Origin of the sequence: Oryzomicrobium sp. (assembly GCF_036820405.1) — a bacterium.
In the GTDB taxonomy this organism is placed as follows: Bacteria; Pseudomonadota; Gammaproteobacteria; order Burkholderiales; family Rhodocyclaceae; genus Oryzomicrobium.
The window spans coordinates 22,236-37,469 of record NZ_DAISLS010000001.1 but is presented as its reverse complement, the minus strand read 5'-3'; the positions used below and the strand labels follow the sequence as shown (position 1 = coordinate 37,469).

Here is a 15,234-nt window from a genome sequence, read left to right as displayed (position 1 = left end):
GAATTCAATTGGTTCCCTCTGATTTTTCAAGTTTTTTCTCAATCTCGCGGACCCGCTTCGCCAGCTTGTCCAGATGGCGCAGGTGGGCCGCGTTCTTGAGCCAGCCCTCGTGGGCTTCGAGCGGGTAGGCGGCCGTGTAGTGGCCGGGATTGGGCAGGTTGCGGGCCACCAGGGTGGCGCCGGAAATATGCACGTCGTCCCCCAGGGTCAGGTGCCCGCTGATCATGCCGGCACCGCCGATGGTGCAGCGGGCACCGATCTTGGTGCTGCCGGCAATGCCGACGCAACCGGCCATGGCCGTGTGCTCGCCGATCTGGACGTTATGGGCGACCATCACCAGGTTGTCGATCTTAACGCCGTTGCCGATCACCGTGTCGTCGATGGCCCCCCGGTCGATGGTCGAATTGGCGCCGATTTCCACGTCGTCGCCGATCACCACCCGGCCGATCTGGGGAATCTTCACCCAGGCAGCGCCGTCTTTGGCAAAGCCGAAGCCGTCGGCGCCGATCACCGCGCCGGCCTGGATCACGCAACGGCGGCCGATGACGCAGTGGTGGTAGACCACGGCATTCGGGTAGATCACCGTGTCGTCGCCGATCTCGACCCCGTCACCGATCACGCAGCCGGCGTGGATGACCACGTTGCGTCCCAGCACCACTCCCTCACCGATCACCGCGCTGGGGTGAACGGGCGGATTGGGCAGCGCCGCCGGGTACAGCAACTGGGCAACCCGGGCGTAATAGAGGTAGGAGTTGGCCGCGACGATGTGCGGCCGGTCCGTACCGTCCGCCGCCGAGGGTGGAACGATCACCGCCGAAGCGGCGGTTTCCGCCAACTGGCCCCGATACTTGGGATTGGCGAGGAAGGCGATGTCGCCCTCCCCCGCCTGGGCCAGAGTGCCGATGCCGCGGATAAGCGTATCGCCATCGCCGACCAGCTCGCCCCCCAAACGGGCGACGATGTCCGCCAGGCGCATTCCCTGGCCCGCCAAAGTCAGGCCAGCCAATTTACTTGGCGGCCGCTTTGTCGTCGGACAGGGCCTTGATGACCTTGTCGGTGATGTCCAGGCGCGGGTTCGCCCAGACCGCATCCTGCAGGATCAGGTCGTACTTCTCGGACTCGGCGATGGCCTTGATGGCCTTGTTGGCCCGCTCCAGGACCGCCGCCATCTCTTCGTTCTGGCGCAGGTTCAGGTCTTCGCGGAACTCGCGCTGCTTGCGCTGGAAATCCCGGTTCAGATCGTTGATTTCCCGTTCCTTGTTGCGGCGATCGCTTTCGGACAGGGTCACGGCGTTCTTTTCCAGGCCTTCCTGGAGGCTCTGGAGCTTCTTGGCCATGGCCTGGAGCTCCTGGTCGCGCTTGGAGAATTCGCCGTCCAGCTTCTTCTGCGCCTTGACCGCGGCGGGGGCGTCGCGGAAAACGCGCTGGGTGTTCACAAAACCGATTTTCGTGTCGGCGGCGGCAGTGCCAGCCAGGCCGAACAGGGCGGCGGACAGGGCCACCGCGAGCATCTTGCGTTTCAACTTGTACTCCTAGATCAGAAAACCGTTCCGAACTGGAACTGGAAGCGCTGCGTCTTATCGTCTTCCTTCTTGTTCAGCGCATTGGCGATGCTGAATTTTAACGGGCCGAGCGGAGAACTCCAAGAAAGGGCGAGACCGGTCGAATAGCGCAGGTCCGACACCGAGAATTTCTCGTAGCGGCCGTAATCGTCGCCGGAGCCGTACACCTGGCCGGCGTCGGCGAACCAGGACAGGCGCAGGGACTTGTCCACGCCGGAGCCTGGGAACGGGAAGAGCAGTTCGCTGCTGAGCAGGAAGCGCTTTTGGCCGCCGATGGCTTCGCCGTCCTGCTTCGGCCCCAGGCTGGATTGCTGGTAGCCGCGCACCGAGCTCACGCCGCCGGCATAGAAGTTCTTGTAGAAGGGCAGATCCTTACCACCGTAACCACCTGCAATGCCCACCTCGCCGTTGACCATCAGGGTGAAGGTCTGGGACAGGGGGAAGAAGCGTTGGTGCTGGGCCGATAGGCGGTAGAAGCGCAACGTGCCGCCCGGGGTGGAAACTTCGCCGCCGACCCGGGTGTAGGCGCCGGAAGTCGTGTAGATCAGGCTGTCCTTGGTATCCCGGGACCAGCCGGACGACAGCAGCACGCTGGAGTTGTTATTGCCGTTCTTGGCCACGAAGTCCTGGTAGAGACGGCGGCTGTCCGAGAACAGGGTCACGTTGGTGCTGTCGTAGCCGACGCCGAGGCTAATCGCTTCCTTTTCGGCGATCGGCACGCCCCAGCGCACGCCGCCGCCCCAAGAGACCGTCTTATAGGTCTGCACGTAGGTGGACGACAGGGAGGGGTCGTAGGTCTTCTTGTAGACGTCGAAGCCCTGGCTGATTCCGTCCTGGGTGAAGTAGGGGTTGGTGTAGGACAGGGCGTAGGTCTTGAAGGCCTTGGCCGTGTTGATCTGCAGGGACAGGAAGTTGCCGCTGCCGAACAGGTTGGACTGGGAAATGGAGCCGGACAGGATCACCTTGTCGGCGCTGGAGAAGCCGGCGCCGAGCATGATGTTGCCGGTAGGCTTCTCGGTCACGCCGACGTTCACGTCCACCTGGTCGGAGGTGCCGGGCACCGCCGGGGTTTCCACCGTGACTTCGGAGAAATAGCCGGTCTTGTCGATGCGCTGCTTGGACAGCTGAATCTTGTCGGCGTCGTACCAGCCGCCCTCCATCTGGCGCATTTCGCGGCGCACCACCTCGTCGCGGGTCTTGGTGTTGCCGGCGACGTTGATGCGGCGGACATAGACGCGCTTGCCCGGGTCCACGAAGATGGTGAAGGCCACCTGGCGCTTTTCCTTGTCCACCTCGGGTGCGGCGTTCACGTTGGCGAAGGCGTAGCCCTGGGCGCCGAGACGCTCGGAAATGGCCTTGGTGGAAGCGTTGAGCTTCTCCCGGGAGAAGACGTCGCCGGCGTGGAGCGTCACCGCCTTCTTGTACTCTTCTTCCGGCAGCAGGGACAGGTCGCCGGCCAACTTCACCGAGGACACCTGATAGCGTTCGCCCTCGTTGAGGTTGATGGTGATGAAGATGCTCTTCTTGTCCGGGCTGATCGACACCTGGGTGGACTCGATGTTGAAGTCCAGATAGCCCCGGTTCTGGTAGTAGGAGCGCAGGGTTTCCAGGTCGGCGGACAGCTTCTGCTTGGAATACTGGTCGTTCTTGGTGTACCAGGACAGCCAGGTCGGCGTGGTCAGCTGGAACAGGTTGAGCAGGTCTTTCTCTTTGAAAGCCTGGGCGCCGACGATGTTGATCTCCTGGATCTTCGCCACGTCGCCTTCGTCGATGGTGAAGTTGACACCCACCCGGTTGCGCTCCAGCGGAGTCACCGTGGTCTTGATCTGGGCGGCGTACTTGCCCCTGGCCAGGTATTGGCGCTTCAGCTCCTGCTCGGCCTTGTCCAGCATGGCCCGGTCGAAGATGCGCGACTCGGCGATGCCGATTTCCTTGAGAGCCTTGAGGATCTGGTCCTTCTCGAACTCCTTCATGCCGACGAAATCGATCTTGGCGATGGCCGGCCGCTCTTCCAGGGCCACCACCAGCACGTCGTTGTCGACCTCGATGCGCACGTCCTTGAAGAAGCCCGTGGCGAACAGGGCCTTGATGGCCTGGGAGGCCTTTTCGTCGGTCATGGTCTCGCCGACCTTGACCGGGAGATAACTGAATACGGTACCGGCTTCGGTACGCTGGATGCCTTCGACGCGGATGTCCTTGACGACGAACGGTTCAAAGGCCCAGGCAGGCGCGGCGATCGCGGTGGCAAAAAGCCCCCCGATCAACCCCGCAAGGAGGTTTTTCTTCATAATCAACCGGTAGCGAGACGGGCGAAATCGTTATAAAGGGCGAATGCCATGAGGGCAAACAGCAGGGAAAGGCCAATCCGCTGCCCGACTTCCTGAGCGCGTTCGGACACGGGGCGGCCCCGCAAAAACTCCAGCATATGATACATCAGGTGCCCCCCGTCCAAGACGGGAATCGGCAAGAGATTGAGCACGCCGAGGCTGATCGAGACCAGGGCCATGAACTTGACGAAGGAGGCCCAGCCCAGCCGTGCCGACTGCCCGGCGTAGTCGGCGATGGTCACCGGTCCGGACAGGTTTTTCAGCGAAACCTGCCCAATCAGCATCTTGCCGAACATCTGTACGCTGAACAGGGATTTTTCCCAGGTTTCCCGGACGGCGCGGCGCAGGGATTCCCCCAGGGGATAACGCACCGTCACCGCCATGGCCGGCAGGTCGCCCGGATTGGCCACACCGACGCCGATGCGGCCGATGGGCTTGCCCCGGTCGTTGTCCTCGGCCGGGGTCACTGTGAACTCCAGCACCGCGTCGCCGCGGCGGACTTCCAGTTGCAACGGCCGGCCCGGCGCCTCCCGGACGGCCATCACCACGTCGCTCCAGGCCCGGACATCGCGGCCGTCGATGGCCAGGACCAGGTCCCCGGCCTGCAACCCGACTGCGGCCGCCGGGCCGGATTCGGCCACGCTGCCCAGCCGCGGCGCCACCAACGGGCGGAACAGGGTGATGCCGAGCTTTTCCGGCAATTCCGCCTCCAGGCCGACCTCGGCCAGGGTCGGGCCGACCAGGACCCGCCGGTCGTTGATTTCGCCGCGCTGGTTGCGGGTTTCCAGGACGATGAAATCGCCGTTGCCCACCTGGCGCAGCAATTGCCAGTGCAGATCCTGGAACGACGCCACGTCGCGGCCATCGAGGCGCAGTACCTCGTCCCCGTTCTCCACCCCGGCCGCCGCCAGCGCCGACCCCGCCGGCGGCGTGCCGAGCAAGGGCCGCAGTTCGGGCGCGCCCTGCCAGAACACCACGGTGTAGAGCAGGACGGCAAGCAGGAGATTGGCCAGGGGGCCGGCGGCGACGATGGCCATGCGCCGTCCCACCGGCTGGACGTTGAATGCCCGATGACGCTCGTCGGGCGGCACGCTGCCCTCCCGCTCGTCGAGCATTTTCACGTAGCCTCCCAGAGGAAAGGCCGCCAGCACCCACTCGGTGCCGTCACGGCCCTGGCGGCGCCACAGGGGCTGGCCGAAGCCCACGGAAAAACGCAACACCTTGACGCCGCACCAGCGCGCCACGGCGAAATGGCCGAGTTCATGGACGACGATCAGCACGCCCAGGACCACGGCAAACGAGACGGCGTAGTGGATAAAAGCGCTCACCTTGTCTTCTCGCAAAAGGCTGCGGTGAATGGCTTCCGGATCAGCGCCCGGAATCTCTCCGCCAAGGATTGGTGAAGCCCTCCCCGCCCCGGGCCGGAATGGCCGCGCAGCGAAAAAGGGCGTGGGATAGCCCCCGGATGGGGGCTATCAATGTCCGGCGACCCGGCCCAGGGCCGCCTGGCGCGCCAGGCGGTCCGCTTCCCGGACGTCGCCCAGGGAGTGCACGGCGCTGGTACCGACCTCGTCCAGCACCGCCGCGATCAGCCGGGGGATGGCGGCAAAGCCGATGCGCCCGTCAAGAAAGGCGGCCACGGCCACTTCGTTGGCCGCGTTCAGCACCGCCGGGCTGCGCCCGCCCTCGCGCAGGGCGCGGTAGGCCAGGCCCAGGCAGGGGAAGCGTTCCAGGTCCGGGGCTTCGAAATCGAGGCGGGCCACCTGGAACAGGTCCAGGGGAGCCACGCCGGAATCGATGCGCTCCGGGTAGGCCAAGGCGTGGGCGATCGGCGTGCGCATGTCCGGGTTGCCGAGCTGGGCCAGCACCGAGCCGTCCACGTACTCTACCAGCGAGTGGATGATGCTTTGCGGGTGAACCACCACGTCGATGCGCTCGGCGGGCAGGTTGAAGAGGAACGAGGCCTCGATCACCTCCAGCCCCTTGTTCATCAAGGTCGCCGAATCCACCGAAATCTTGGGCCCCATGGACCACTTGGGATGAGCCACCGCCTGGGCCGGCGTCACCGCCGCCATGGCCTCGGCCGGGGTGGTGCGGAAGGGGCCGCCCGAGGCGGTGAGCAGGATGCGCCGCACTCCGTCGTCGTCCAGATTGCGCGAAAAGCCCCGGGGCAAGGACTGGAAGATCGCGTTGTGCTCGCTGTCGATGGGCAGGAGGACGGCACCGTTCTCCCGTACTGCCGCCATGAACACGGGCCCGGCCATGACCAGGGCCTCCTTGTTGGCCAGCAATACCCGCTTGCCTGCCCGGGCCGCCGCCAGGGCGGATTCCAGCCCGGCGGCGCCGACGATGGCCGCCATCACCGCATCGACTTGTTCGTGAGCCGCCACCTGGATCAACCCCTGCTCGCCCCACAGCACTTCGGTGGCGATGCCGTCGGCGCGCAACGCGCCGGCCAGGGCCGCAGCCTGCTCGGCGGTGGCCGCCACCGCGCAATCGGGCCGGAACTCACGGCACAGGTCGGCCAGTTCCGCCATGCGCTGGAAGGCAGTCAGGGCGAAGACACGGTAACGGTCGGGATGGCGCCGCACCACGTCCAGGGTGCTGCCGCCGATTGAGCCGGTGGCGCCGAGAATGGTAAGGGTCTGCACGGACATGGGATGGACGCCGGGACGGCCAGGATCAGCGCTGGAAGGCCAGCCAGAGCAAGGTCACCAGCGGCAGGGTGGAAGTGAGGCTGTCGATGCGGTCGAGCACGCCGCCATGACCCGGCAGGAGCTGGCTGCTGTCCTTGATGCCGGATTGGCGCTTGAGCAGGGACTCGAACAGGTCGCCGATGATGCTGACGGCAGTCAGCAGGACCAGCCCCAGGACCAGCAGGGGCGCAGTGATGTCCAGGTAGTAGGGAAAGGTATAGCGCAGCACCAGACCATAAATGATCACGCCGACGCCGGCGCCCACGGCGCCTTCCCAGGTCTTGCCCGGGCTGATGTTGGGGGCCAGCTTGTGCTTGCCGAAGGCCCGGCCGGAAAAATAAGCGGCGATGTCGGCCATCCACACCACGGCCATGATCGCCAGCAGCGGCCAGGGACCGAGGGCACGCAGCTGCACCAATGCCAGCCAGGTGGGCAGGATCACCACCAGCCCGACGGCCAGCCCCAGAGCACGGGACTTGAGGGGCCAGCGGTAGCGCAGCCAGAACGGCACGGCCACGACCCAGAAGAGCACCGAGGGGACGAGGAGAAAGCGTCCCACGCCCCAGCCCTGGTAGGCGAACCCGTCGCCGACGCCGAGCATGCCGGGCAAGAAGGCGATCAGCGCCAGGATCAGCGCCCCCAGCACTCCACCCAGGGCGATCCGGGCGGTGGCGCCGAACTTCAGGAAGGCGCCCCACTCCCAGGCGGCCAGCACGGCCACCACGCCGCAGAACAGCGCCCAGCCGGTACGCGGCAGGTAGAAGATGGCGCCCAGGAAGACGAGCAACAGGATGACCGCGGTGATGACCCGCGTCTTAAGCATGGGACGAAGGCGCGGCGGCCTGGAGTTGTTCGCTGGTGCGGCCGAAGCGGCGCTCGCGGCGGCGATAGGAGGCGATGGCAGCATCCAGGGCGGCCCGGTCGAACTCCGGCCAGAGGATGTCGGTGAAGTGCAGCTCGCTGTAGGCCAGCTGCCAAAGCAGGAAGTTGGAGATGCGCTGCTCGCCGCCGGTGCGGATGAACAGGTCGGGCTCCGGCGCGTAGGCCATGGCCAGGTAGGGCGCCAGATCGTCCTCGCTCCACGTGCCCTGCTTGGCCGGCTCGGCCAGGGCCAAGCGGTTGGCAGCCTGGAGGATGTCCCAGCGGCCGCCGTAGTTGGCGCAGATGGTCAGGGTGAGACGCTCGTTGCCGGCGGTCTGGGTCTCGGCGGCGGCGATCATCTCCTGCAGGGAGGAATCGAAACGGGACAGGTCGCCCACCACCCGCAGGCGCACGCCGTTGGCGTGCAAGCGTTTGACTTCCTGTTGCAGCGCCTTGACGAACAGCTGCATGAGGAAGCTCACCTCCCCTTCGGGGCGGCGCCAGTTCTCGGAACTGAAGGCGAACAGGGTGAGGTAGGCCACGCCCCGTTCCAGGCAGGCCTTGACCATGTCGCGCACGGTCTCGAGACCGCGGGTATGACCGGCGACGCGGGGAAGGAAGCGTTTCTTCGCCCAGCGGCCATTGCCATCCATGATGATGGCAATGTGCCGGGGAACATCGCCCACCGACGGGATACCGCCGGTGGAGCTGACAAACGATGACATAGGTGGAAAGAGCGGGAAGGCCCGGCCTCAGACGGCCAGGAGTTCCTTTTCCTTTTCGACCAGCAGCTTGTCCACGTCGGCCACGAACTTGTCGGTGAGCTTCTGGATGTCGTCCTGGGCGCGGCGCTCGTCGTCCTCGGAGATTTCCTTGGACTTCACACCTTCCTTCAAGCCGTTGTTGGCGTCGCGGCGCAGGTTGCGGATCGCCACCTTGGCGTTCTCGCCCTCGCCCTTGACCACCTTGATCAGCTCGCGGCGGCGCTCTTCGGTCAGGGCGGGCATCGGCACGCGCACCACGTCGCCCTGGGTGGCGGGGTTGAGGCCCAGGTCGGCGTCGCGGATGGCCTTCTCGACCTTGGCGACCATGGGCTTTTCCCAAGGCTGGACGCCGATGGTGCGGGCGTCGAGCAGAGTGACGTTGGCCACCTGGTTGATCGGGGTCGGGGTGCCGTAGTAGTCGACCATCACGTGGTCGAGGATACCGGTGTGGGCACGGCCGGTGCGGACCTTCGCCAGATCGTTTTTCAACGCTTCCAGCGACTTGGTCATCTTCTGCTCGGTGGCTTTTTTCAGTTCAGCGATCATTGCGGGTTCTCCGTCAGCAATAGACCAGGGTGCCTTCGTTCTCACCGAGCACGACGCGCTTCAGGGCGCCGCGCTTGAAGATGGAGAACACGTTGATCGGCAGCTTCTGGTCGCGGCAAAGGGCGAAGGCCGTGGCATCCATCACCGCCAGGTTGCGGGAGATGGCTTCGTCGAAACTGATCTTGTCGAAGCGAGTAGCGGTCGGGTCCTTCTTCGGGTCGGCAGTATAGACGCCGTCCACCTTGGTGGCCTTGAGCACGATCTCGGCCCCGATCTCGGCGCCGCGCAGGGCGGCAGCGGTATCGGTGGTGAAGAAGGGATTGCCGGTACCGGCGGCGAAGATCACCGTGCGGCCCTGCTCCAGGTAACGGATGGCCTTGCCCCGGATGTAGGGCTCGACCACCTGTTCGATGTTCAGCGCCGACTGGACCCGGGAAACGAGTCCGGCGGCACGCATGGCGTCTTGCAACGCCAGGCTGTTCATGACCGTAGCCAGCATGCCCATGTAGTCGGCCTGGGCCCGGTCCATGCCCGTGGCGGCGGGGGCGACACCGCGGAAGATGTTGCCGCCGCCGATCACGATACCGACCTGGACGCCCAGGTCGGTGACCGTCCGAATCTCCTCGACGATCTCGGAGATGGTCTGACGGTTGATCCCATAGGCGTCCCCGCCCATGAGCGCCTCACCGGACAGCTTGAGAAGGATGCGCTTGTAGCGGGGTGCGGACATGGGATCTCCCTAGGACGGTGGTTATTACTTGTTGGCAGCGGCGGCAGCCTGGGCGGCCACTTCGGCGGCGAAGTCGGCGACCTTCTTCTCGATGCCCTCGCCCACCACGTACAGGGTGAAGCCCGGGACGGAAGCGCCCTTGGCCTTGAGCAGCTGCTCGATGGTCTGCTTGCCGTCTTCGGCCTTGACGAACACCTGGCCCAGCAGGGTGACTTCCTTGAGGAACTTCTGCACGGTGCCTTCGGCGATCTTCTCGATCATGGCTTCGGGCTTGCCGGCTTCCTTGGCCTTCTCGATGGCGACGCGGCGCTCGGTCTCGATCAGGTCGGCGGACACGCCGGAGGCATCCAGGGACTTCGGCTTGGAAGCAGCGATGTGCATGGCGATGTCCTTGGCGGTGGCTTCGTCGCCGCCCACCAGGTCCAGCAGCACGCCGATCTTGGCGCCGCCGTGGATGTAGGACACCAGCTTGCCCTGGGCTTCGGTGCGGGTGAAACGGCGGATGCTCATGTTCTCGCCGATCTTGCCAACCAGGGCGGAACGCACGGCCTCGACGGCCTGGCCGTCGATTTCCAGGGCGGACAGGGCAGCCACGTCGGCCGGGTTCTTGGTGGCGACCAGTTCGGCCAGGTTCTTCACCAGAGCCAGGAAGTCGTCGTTCTTGGCCACGAAGTCGGTTTCACAGTTGACTTCGATGATGGAGCCCAGCTTGCCGTCGGCGGAGATATACACGCCGACCACACCTTCGGCGGCCACGCGGGCGGCAGCCTTGGTGGCCTTGTTGCCCAGCTTGACGCGCAGGATTTCCTCGGCCTTGTCCATGTCGCCGGCGGCTTCGGACAGGGCCTTCTTGCATTCCATCATGGGCGCGTCGGTCTTTTCGCGCAGTTCCTTGACCATCGCTGCGGTGATTTCCGCCATCTCTTGCTCCAATCTCTAGATTAAGCGGCGGCCGCCCGAAGGCGGCCGCTGACATTGCACTACCAGCCCGCCCGGCCTTGCATCGCTTGCATGGTCACGGCGGGTAAAAACCGTTCAGCCAGCCTTACTCGGCGGACTCTTCCTGAACTTCGACGAACTCGTCGTCGGAGCCGGCGGCAACGATTTCCTGGAGGGACTGGCTACGGCCTTCCAGGATGGCGTCGGCCACGCCGCGGGCGTACAGGCGGATGGCGCGGGAGGAGTCGTCGTTACCGGGGATGACGTAGTCCACGCCTTCCGGGGAGTGGTTGGTATCGACTACGGCGATCACCGGGATGCCCAGCTTGTTGGCTTCGGTGATGGCGATCTTGTGGTAGCCCACGTCGACCACGAACAGAGCGTCGGGCAGGCCGCCCATTTCCTTGATGCCGCCGATGGACTTTTGCAGCTTTTCCAGCTCGCGCTTCATCAGCAGGGCTTCCTTCTTGCCCATGCGCTCGATGGAACCGTCCTGAACGGCAGCTTCCATGTCCTTCAGACGCTTGATGGACTGCTTGACGGTCTTGAAGTTGGTCAGCATGCCGCCCAGCCAGCGCTGGTCGACGTAGGGAACGCCAGCGCGGGAAGCTTCCTCGGCGATGATCTCGCGAGCCTGGCGCTTGGTGCTGACGAAGAGGATGTTGCCGCGGTTGGACGCGAGCTTCTTCACGAACGCCATCGCCTCGTTGTACTTAACGAGGGTCTTTTCCAGGTTGACGATGTGAATCTTGTTGCGAGCACCGAAGATGTACTGGGACATCTTCGGGTTCCAAAAACGGGTCTGGTGGCCGAAGTGAACACCGGCCTCGAGCATTTGACGCATGGTCGCCATGAAAGGACTCCTAAGGGTTTGAACCGCCATCCGCCATTGTCGATCCGCGCTTGGCGCGGACACCCCATATATGAGCGGATGTGTGGAATGCCCCGGCAGCCAAGGCTGCACGGGAAGAAAAGGCCGCAAAACCGGGAAAAGTAGGGAAACTATCCCCGCCCCCGGCGGCCTTATGCTTGCTCCGTCCCGGCGGGGCCGGAACGAAAAGCCGCAAGAGTATAGCACCCATCTGACCGGCGCTTCAATTGTGCAGCGGCTTTTTGCCGCTTCGCCCCGGCCGCCGGGACCACGCCGATGGGGCCGACACCCCGTTGCTGCGGCGCGCAAAATTGCCTAAGCCCGGGCCTTGGCCTTATCCTTTTTGCCTTTGCCGGCGTGCGCAACGCCCGGCCTTTCCCTCGGAAGAGCCCTAGAAAAATGAGCATCACCATCAAATCCCCCGCAGATATCGAACACATGCGCACCGCCTGCCGCCTGGCGGCCGAGGTGCTCGACCACGTCACCCCCCACGTCAAGGCCGGCGTGACCACCGCCGAGCTGGACCGACTGTGCCACGACTACATGGTGAACGTGCAGGGCTGCGTCCCCGCCCCCCTCAACTACACCCCGCCGGGCTACACCCCCTATCCCAAGTCGATCTGCACCTCGATCAACCACCAGGTCTGCCACGGCATTCCGTCGGACAAGGTTCTCAAGAACGGCGACATCGTCAATCTCGACATCACCGTGATCAAGGACGGCTGGCACGGCGACACCAGCCGCATGTTCATCGTCGGCGAAGGGTCGATCCAGGCCCGGCGCCTGTGCGAAGTCACCTTCGAGTGCATGTGGCTGGGCATCGCCCAGGTCAAGCCCGGCGCCCACCTGGGCGACATCGGCGCCGTCATCCAGAAGCACGCCGAAGGCAACGGCTTCTCGGTGGTGCGCGAATTCTGCGGCCACGGCATCGGCCAGAAATTCCACGAAGAGCCCCAGGTGCTGCACTACGGCCGCGCCGGTACCGGCCCCGAACTCAAGCCGGGCATGATCTTCACCATCGAGCCGATGATCAACGCCGGCAAGGCCGCCATCAAGGAGATGCCGGACGGCTGGACCATCGTCACCAAGGACCGCAGCCTGTCCGCCCAGTGGGAACACACCGTGGTGGTGACCGAGACCGGCGTCGAGGTGCTGACCGTCTCGGCGGGCAGCCGCCCCAAGCCTGCCCTGGTGGCCGGCGCCCCCATCCTGCCCTGACTGCCCTGACCCCGTAACGACCTCCCCGAACCCAACCGCCCACCGGCGTCCGCCATGGCCCCCCTGCACCTGCCCACCGACCTGATCCCCCGCTACCGCAACCGCCTCAAGACCGAGCAGGACGCCCTGCGCGACGCCTACCTGGCCGACGCCGACACCCGGGCCCTGCTCGACGGCCGGGCCAAGGTGGTGGACGGCGCCCTGGCCGACCTGTGGCGCGAGCTGGAGCTACCGCCGACCTTCGCCCTGGCGGCGGTGGGGGGCTACGGGCGGGGCGAACTGTTCCCCGCCTCGGACATCGACCTGCTGATTCTCCTGCCCGGCGCCCCGGGCATCGGCGAGGAAGCCCGCCTGTCCCAGCTGGTCAGCCTGTTCTGGGACATCGGCCTGGAAATCGGCCACAGCGTGCGCACCGTGGACGAGTGCCTGTCCGAAGCCGACGGCGACATCACGGTGCAGACGGCCCTGATCGAAGCCCGCCTGCTCGCCGGCGACGCTACCCTCTTCCGCACCTTCCAGGCCGGCCTGCACGGCCGCCTGGACGCCAAGGCCTTCTTCAAGGCCAAGAAGCTGGAGCAGGAAGAGCGGCACATGCGCTACAACGAGACGCCCTACAGCCTGGAGCCGAACTGTAAGGAAAGCCCCGGGGGCCTGCGCGACCTCCAGGTCATCCTGTGGATCGCCCGGGCCGCCGGCATCGGCGCCAGCTGGGCCGAGCTGACCGCCGCCGGGCTGCTCACCGCCGAGGAGGAGCAGCTCATCAACAGCGTCGAGCGCTTTCTCGACGACGTGCGCATCCGCCTGCACCTGCACACCCGGCGCCGCGAGGACCGGCTGCTGTTCGACCACCAGACCGCGGTGGCCAAGATGTTCGGCTTCGAGCCCACCGCCACCCGGCGCGAGAGCGAACTCCTGATGCAGCAGTACTACCGCTCGGCCAAGGCGGCGCTGCAACTCAACACCATCCTGCTGCAAAACCTGGGGGCGCGCCTCTTCCCGCCCCCGGCGGGCACCACCCGGCCGCTCAACGAACGCTTCCAGGCCGCCCACGATCTGCTCGAAATGCGCGCCGACGACCTGTTCGAGCGCCAGCCCTCGGCCATCCTCGAAGCCTTCCTGATGCTCCAGCGTCACCCGGAGCTGCGGGGCATGACCGCCCGCACCCTGCGGGCCCTGTACCGGGCCCGCTTCCGCATCGACGACGCCTTCCGCGCCGATCCTGCCAACCGGGCCCTGTTCCTCGAACTGTTCAAGAGCCCCCAGGGCATCGTGCACGAATTCCGGCGCATGAACGCCTACGGCATCCTGGGCCGCTACCTGCCCAATTTCGGCGCCATCGTCGGCCAGATGCAGCACGACCTGTTCCACGTCTACACGGTGGATCAGCACATCCTCCAGGTGCTGCGCAATCTGCGCCGCTTCGCCGTGGAGGAATTCGCCCACGAATACCCCCTCTGCTCCCGCCTCATCAACGGCTTCGAGCGCCCCTGGGTGCTCTACATCGCCGCCCTCTTCCACGACATCGCCAAGGGTCGCGGCGGCGACCACTCCGAGCTGGGCACAGCGGACGCCCGGGCCTTCTGCGAAAGCCACGGCCTGGCCCCGGAAGACACCGAAATGGTGGTCTGGCTGGTGCGCCACCACCTGACCATGAGCCAGGTGGCGCAAAAGCAGGACATCTCCGATCCGGACGTGGTCAAGCACTTCGCCCAGGTGGTGGGGGACGAGCGCCACCTGGTGGCCCTCTACCTGCTCACCGTGGCCGACATCCGCGGCACCAGCCCCAAGGTGTGGAACGCCTGGAAAGGCCAGTTGCTCGAAGAGCTGTACTCGGCCACCCGCAACGTCCTGGGCCGGGGCGGCGCCCCCGAGCCCCACGGCGTGATCCAGGAGCGCCAGCAGGAGGCCCTGCGCCTGCTGCGTTACTTCGCCCTGTCCGATACGGTGCACGAGGGACTGTGGAAGCAGCTCGACACGGTCTATTTCCTGCGCCACAGCGCCGAAGAGATCGCCTGGCACACCCGCAACCTGCACTACCGCATCAACACCCCGACCCCCATCGTCAAGGCCCGCCCCAACCGCAACGAAGAAGGCTTGCAGGTGATGGTCTACGCTCCGGACCAACCCGACCTGTTCACCCGCATCTGCGGCTTCTTCGGCCGGGAAGGCTTCTCCATCGTCGATGCCAAGGTGCACACCACCCGCCACGGCTACGCCCTGGACAGCTTCGTGCTGCTCGACGTCTCGGGCCGGGACGACTACCGCCAGTTGGTCAGCTACCTGGAGCACGAGCTGGCCCAGCGCCTGTCCCACCCTTGCACCCCGGAACCGCCCCCCACCGGCCGGCTGTCGCGGCAGGTCAAGCACTTCCCGATCACTCCGGAAGTGAGCATCCATCCCGACGAAAAGGGCACCCAGTTCGTCCTCTCCCTGGTGGCGGCGGACCGGCCCGGCCTGCTCTACAAGATCGCCACCACCCTCACCCGCCACGGCGCCTACCTGCACACCGCCAAGATCGCCACCCTGGGGGACCGGGTCGAGGACGTCTTTCTCCTCTCCGGCGGCGACCTGGCCTCCAGCGCCGGCCGGGTCAAGCTGGAAAGCGAATTGCTGGACGAGCTCCAGGTCTGACCCCGGCCAAACCCCGCGCCAGTGCTCGATCTCCGGGATGCTCTTCCGGAAAGCAAGCACTGGCGCGGCGTTCCCCGGTCGCCCCGCTG

General features: G+C 65.7%; 13 protein-coding genes. 2 read left to right on the top strand and 11 right to left on the bottom strand.

The features are described 5' to 3' along the window. Window positions 1–4: 4 nt before the first annotated feature. The 11 genes from lpxD to rpsB all read right to left on the bottom strand — a co-directional run bounded on the left by lpxD (window position 5) and on the right by rpsB (window position 11,278). Window positions 5–976 (bottom strand): UDP-3-O-(3-hydroxymyristoyl)glucosamine N-acyltransferase, encoded by a 972-nt coding sequence (gene lpxD / locus V7Z98_RS00155; protein WP_334156525.1) that lies wholly within the window; start codon window positions 974–976, stop codon window positions 5–7. Window positions 977–1,007: 31 nt separating this feature from the next. Continuing rightward, window positions 1,008–1,511 carry an OmpH family outer membrane protein gene (locus tag V7Z98_RS00150; RefSeq protein WP_442951794.1) on the bottom strand — a complete coding sequence of 168 codons (504 nt, stop codon included), beginning with the start codon at window positions 1,509–1,511 and terminating at the stop codon, window positions 1,008–1,010. A gap of 26 nt (window positions 1,512–1,537) precedes the next feature. Beyond that, window positions 1,538–3,850 (bottom strand): outer membrane protein assembly factor BamA, encoded by a 2,313-nt coding sequence (gene bamA, locus V7Z98_RS00145; RefSeq protein ID WP_334156524.1) that lies wholly within the window; start codon window positions 3,848–3,850, stop codon window positions 1,538–1,540. A 2-nt stretch (window positions 3,851–3,852) separates the two neighbouring features. Further along, window positions 3,853–5,217, bottom strand: coding sequence for an RIP metalloprotease RseP (gene rseP / locus V7Z98_RS00140; RefSeq protein ID WP_293262704.1), 1,365 nt, complete (start codon window positions 5,215–5,217; stop codon window positions 3,853–3,855). Window positions 5,218–5,364: 147 nt separating this feature from the next. After that, entirely contained in the window at window positions 5,365–6,546 is a 1,182-nt protein-coding gene (gene ispC / locus V7Z98_RS00135; protein ID WP_334156523.1) for a 1-deoxy-D-xylulose-5-phosphate reductoisomerase, read from the bottom strand. Window positions 6,547–6,571: 25 nt separating this feature from the next. Then, window positions 6,572–7,408 (bottom strand): phosphatidate cytidylyltransferase, encoded by an 837-nt coding sequence (locus V7Z98_RS00130; RefSeq protein ID WP_293262698.1) that lies wholly within the window; start codon window positions 7,406–7,408, stop codon window positions 6,572–6,574. Next, window positions 7,401–8,171 (bottom strand): polyprenyl diphosphate synthase, encoded by a 771-nt coding sequence (gene uppS, locus V7Z98_RS00125; protein ID WP_293262695.1) that lies wholly within the window; start codon window positions 8,169–8,171, stop codon window positions 7,401–7,403. The genes V7Z98_RS00130 and uppS overlap by 8 nt, the downstream gene beginning before the upstream one ends. Window positions 8,172–8,198: 27 nt before the next feature. Then, window positions 8,199–8,756 carry a ribosome recycling factor gene (gene frr, locus V7Z98_RS00120; RefSeq protein ID WP_293262692.1) on the bottom strand — a complete coding sequence of 186 codons (558 nt, stop codon included), beginning with the start codon at window positions 8,754–8,756 and terminating at the stop codon, window positions 8,199–8,201. 13 nt (window positions 8,757–8,769) lie between these two features. Then, window positions 8,770–9,486 carry a UMP kinase gene (gene pyrH / locus V7Z98_RS00115; protein ID WP_293262689.1) on the bottom strand — a complete coding sequence of 239 codons (717 nt, stop codon included), beginning with the start codon at window positions 9,484–9,486 and terminating at the stop codon, window positions 8,770–8,772. A gap of 24 nt (window positions 9,487–9,510) precedes the next feature. Further along, the gene (tsf, locus tag V7Z98_RS00110; protein WP_293262687.1) at window positions 9,511–10,407 is read right to left on the bottom strand and encodes a translation elongation factor Ts; all 897 of its coding nucleotides are present in this window, start codon (window positions 10,405–10,407) and stop codon (window positions 9,511–9,513) included. Between the two features lie 124 nt (window positions 10,408–10,531). Continuing rightward, window positions 10,532–11,278 (bottom strand): 30S ribosomal protein S2, encoded by a 747-nt coding sequence (rpsB, locus tag V7Z98_RS00105; protein ID WP_293262684.1) that lies wholly within the window; start codon window positions 11,276–11,278, stop codon window positions 10,532–10,534. Window positions 11,279–11,695: 417 nt separating this feature from the next. Between rpsB and map the strand changes: the two genes are divergently transcribed. Both map and V7Z98_RS00095 read left to right on the top strand, forming a co-directional pair. Continuing rightward, the gene (gene map, locus V7Z98_RS00100; RefSeq protein ID WP_293262681.1) at window positions 11,696–12,514 is read left to right on the top strand and encodes a type I methionyl aminopeptidase; all 819 of its coding nucleotides are present in this window, start codon (window positions 11,696–11,698) and stop codon (window positions 12,512–12,514) included. A 54-nt stretch (window positions 12,515–12,568) separates the two neighbouring features. Further along, window positions 12,569–15,145, top strand: coding sequence for a [protein-PII] uridylyltransferase (locus V7Z98_RS00095; RefSeq protein WP_334156522.1), 2,577 nt, complete (start codon window positions 12,569–12,571; stop codon window positions 15,143–15,145). Window positions 15,146–15,234 lie beyond the last annotated feature (89 nt).

Bases quoted from the DNA above. Each gene is read 5' to 3' on its own strand.
- lpxD (WP_334156525.1), bottom strand. From the start codon at position 976: ATGCGCCTGGCGGACATCGTCGCCCGTTTGGGGGGCGAGCTGGTCGGC.
- V7Z98_RS00095 (WP_334156522.1), top strand. From the start codon at position 12,569: ATGGCCCCCCTGCACCTGCCCACCGACCTGATCCCCCGCTACCGCAAC.
- pyrH (WP_293262689.1), bottom strand. From the start codon at position 9,486: ATGTCCGCACCCCGCTACAAGCGCATCCTTCTCAAGCTGTCCGGTGAG.
- map (WP_293262681.1), top strand. From the start codon at position 11,696: ATGAGCATCACCATCAAATCCCCCGCAGATATCGAACACATGCGCACC.
- frr (WP_293262692.1), bottom strand. From the start codon at position 8,756: ATGATCGCTGAACTGAAAAAAGCCACCGAGCAGAAGATGACCAAGTCG.
- V7Z98_RS00130 (WP_293262698.1), bottom strand. From the start codon at position 7,408: ATGCTTAAGACGCGGGTCATCACCGCGGTCATCCTGTTGCTCGTCTTC.
- uppS (WP_293262695.1), bottom strand. From the start codon at position 8,171: ATGTCATCGTTTGTCAGCTCCACCGGCGGTATCCCGTCGGTGGGCGAT.
- bamA (WP_334156524.1), bottom strand. From the start codon at position 3,850: ATGAAGAAAAACCTCCTTGCGGGGTTGATCGGGGGGCTTTTTGCCACC.
- rpsB (WP_293262684.1), bottom strand. From the start codon at position 11,278: ATGGCGACCATGCGTCAAATGCTCGAGGCCGGTGTTCACTTCGGCCAC.
- ispC (WP_334156523.1), bottom strand. From the start codon at position 6,546: ATGTCCGTGCAGACCCTTACCATTCTCGGCGCCACCGGCTCAATCGGC.
- tsf (WP_293262687.1), bottom strand. From the start codon at position 10,407: ATGGCGGAAATCACCGCAGCGATGGTCAAGGAACTGCGCGAAAAGACC.
- V7Z98_RS00150 (WP_442951794.1), bottom strand. From the start codon at position 1,511: ATGCTCGCGGTGGCCCTGTCCGCCGCCCTGTTCGGCCTGGCTGGCACT.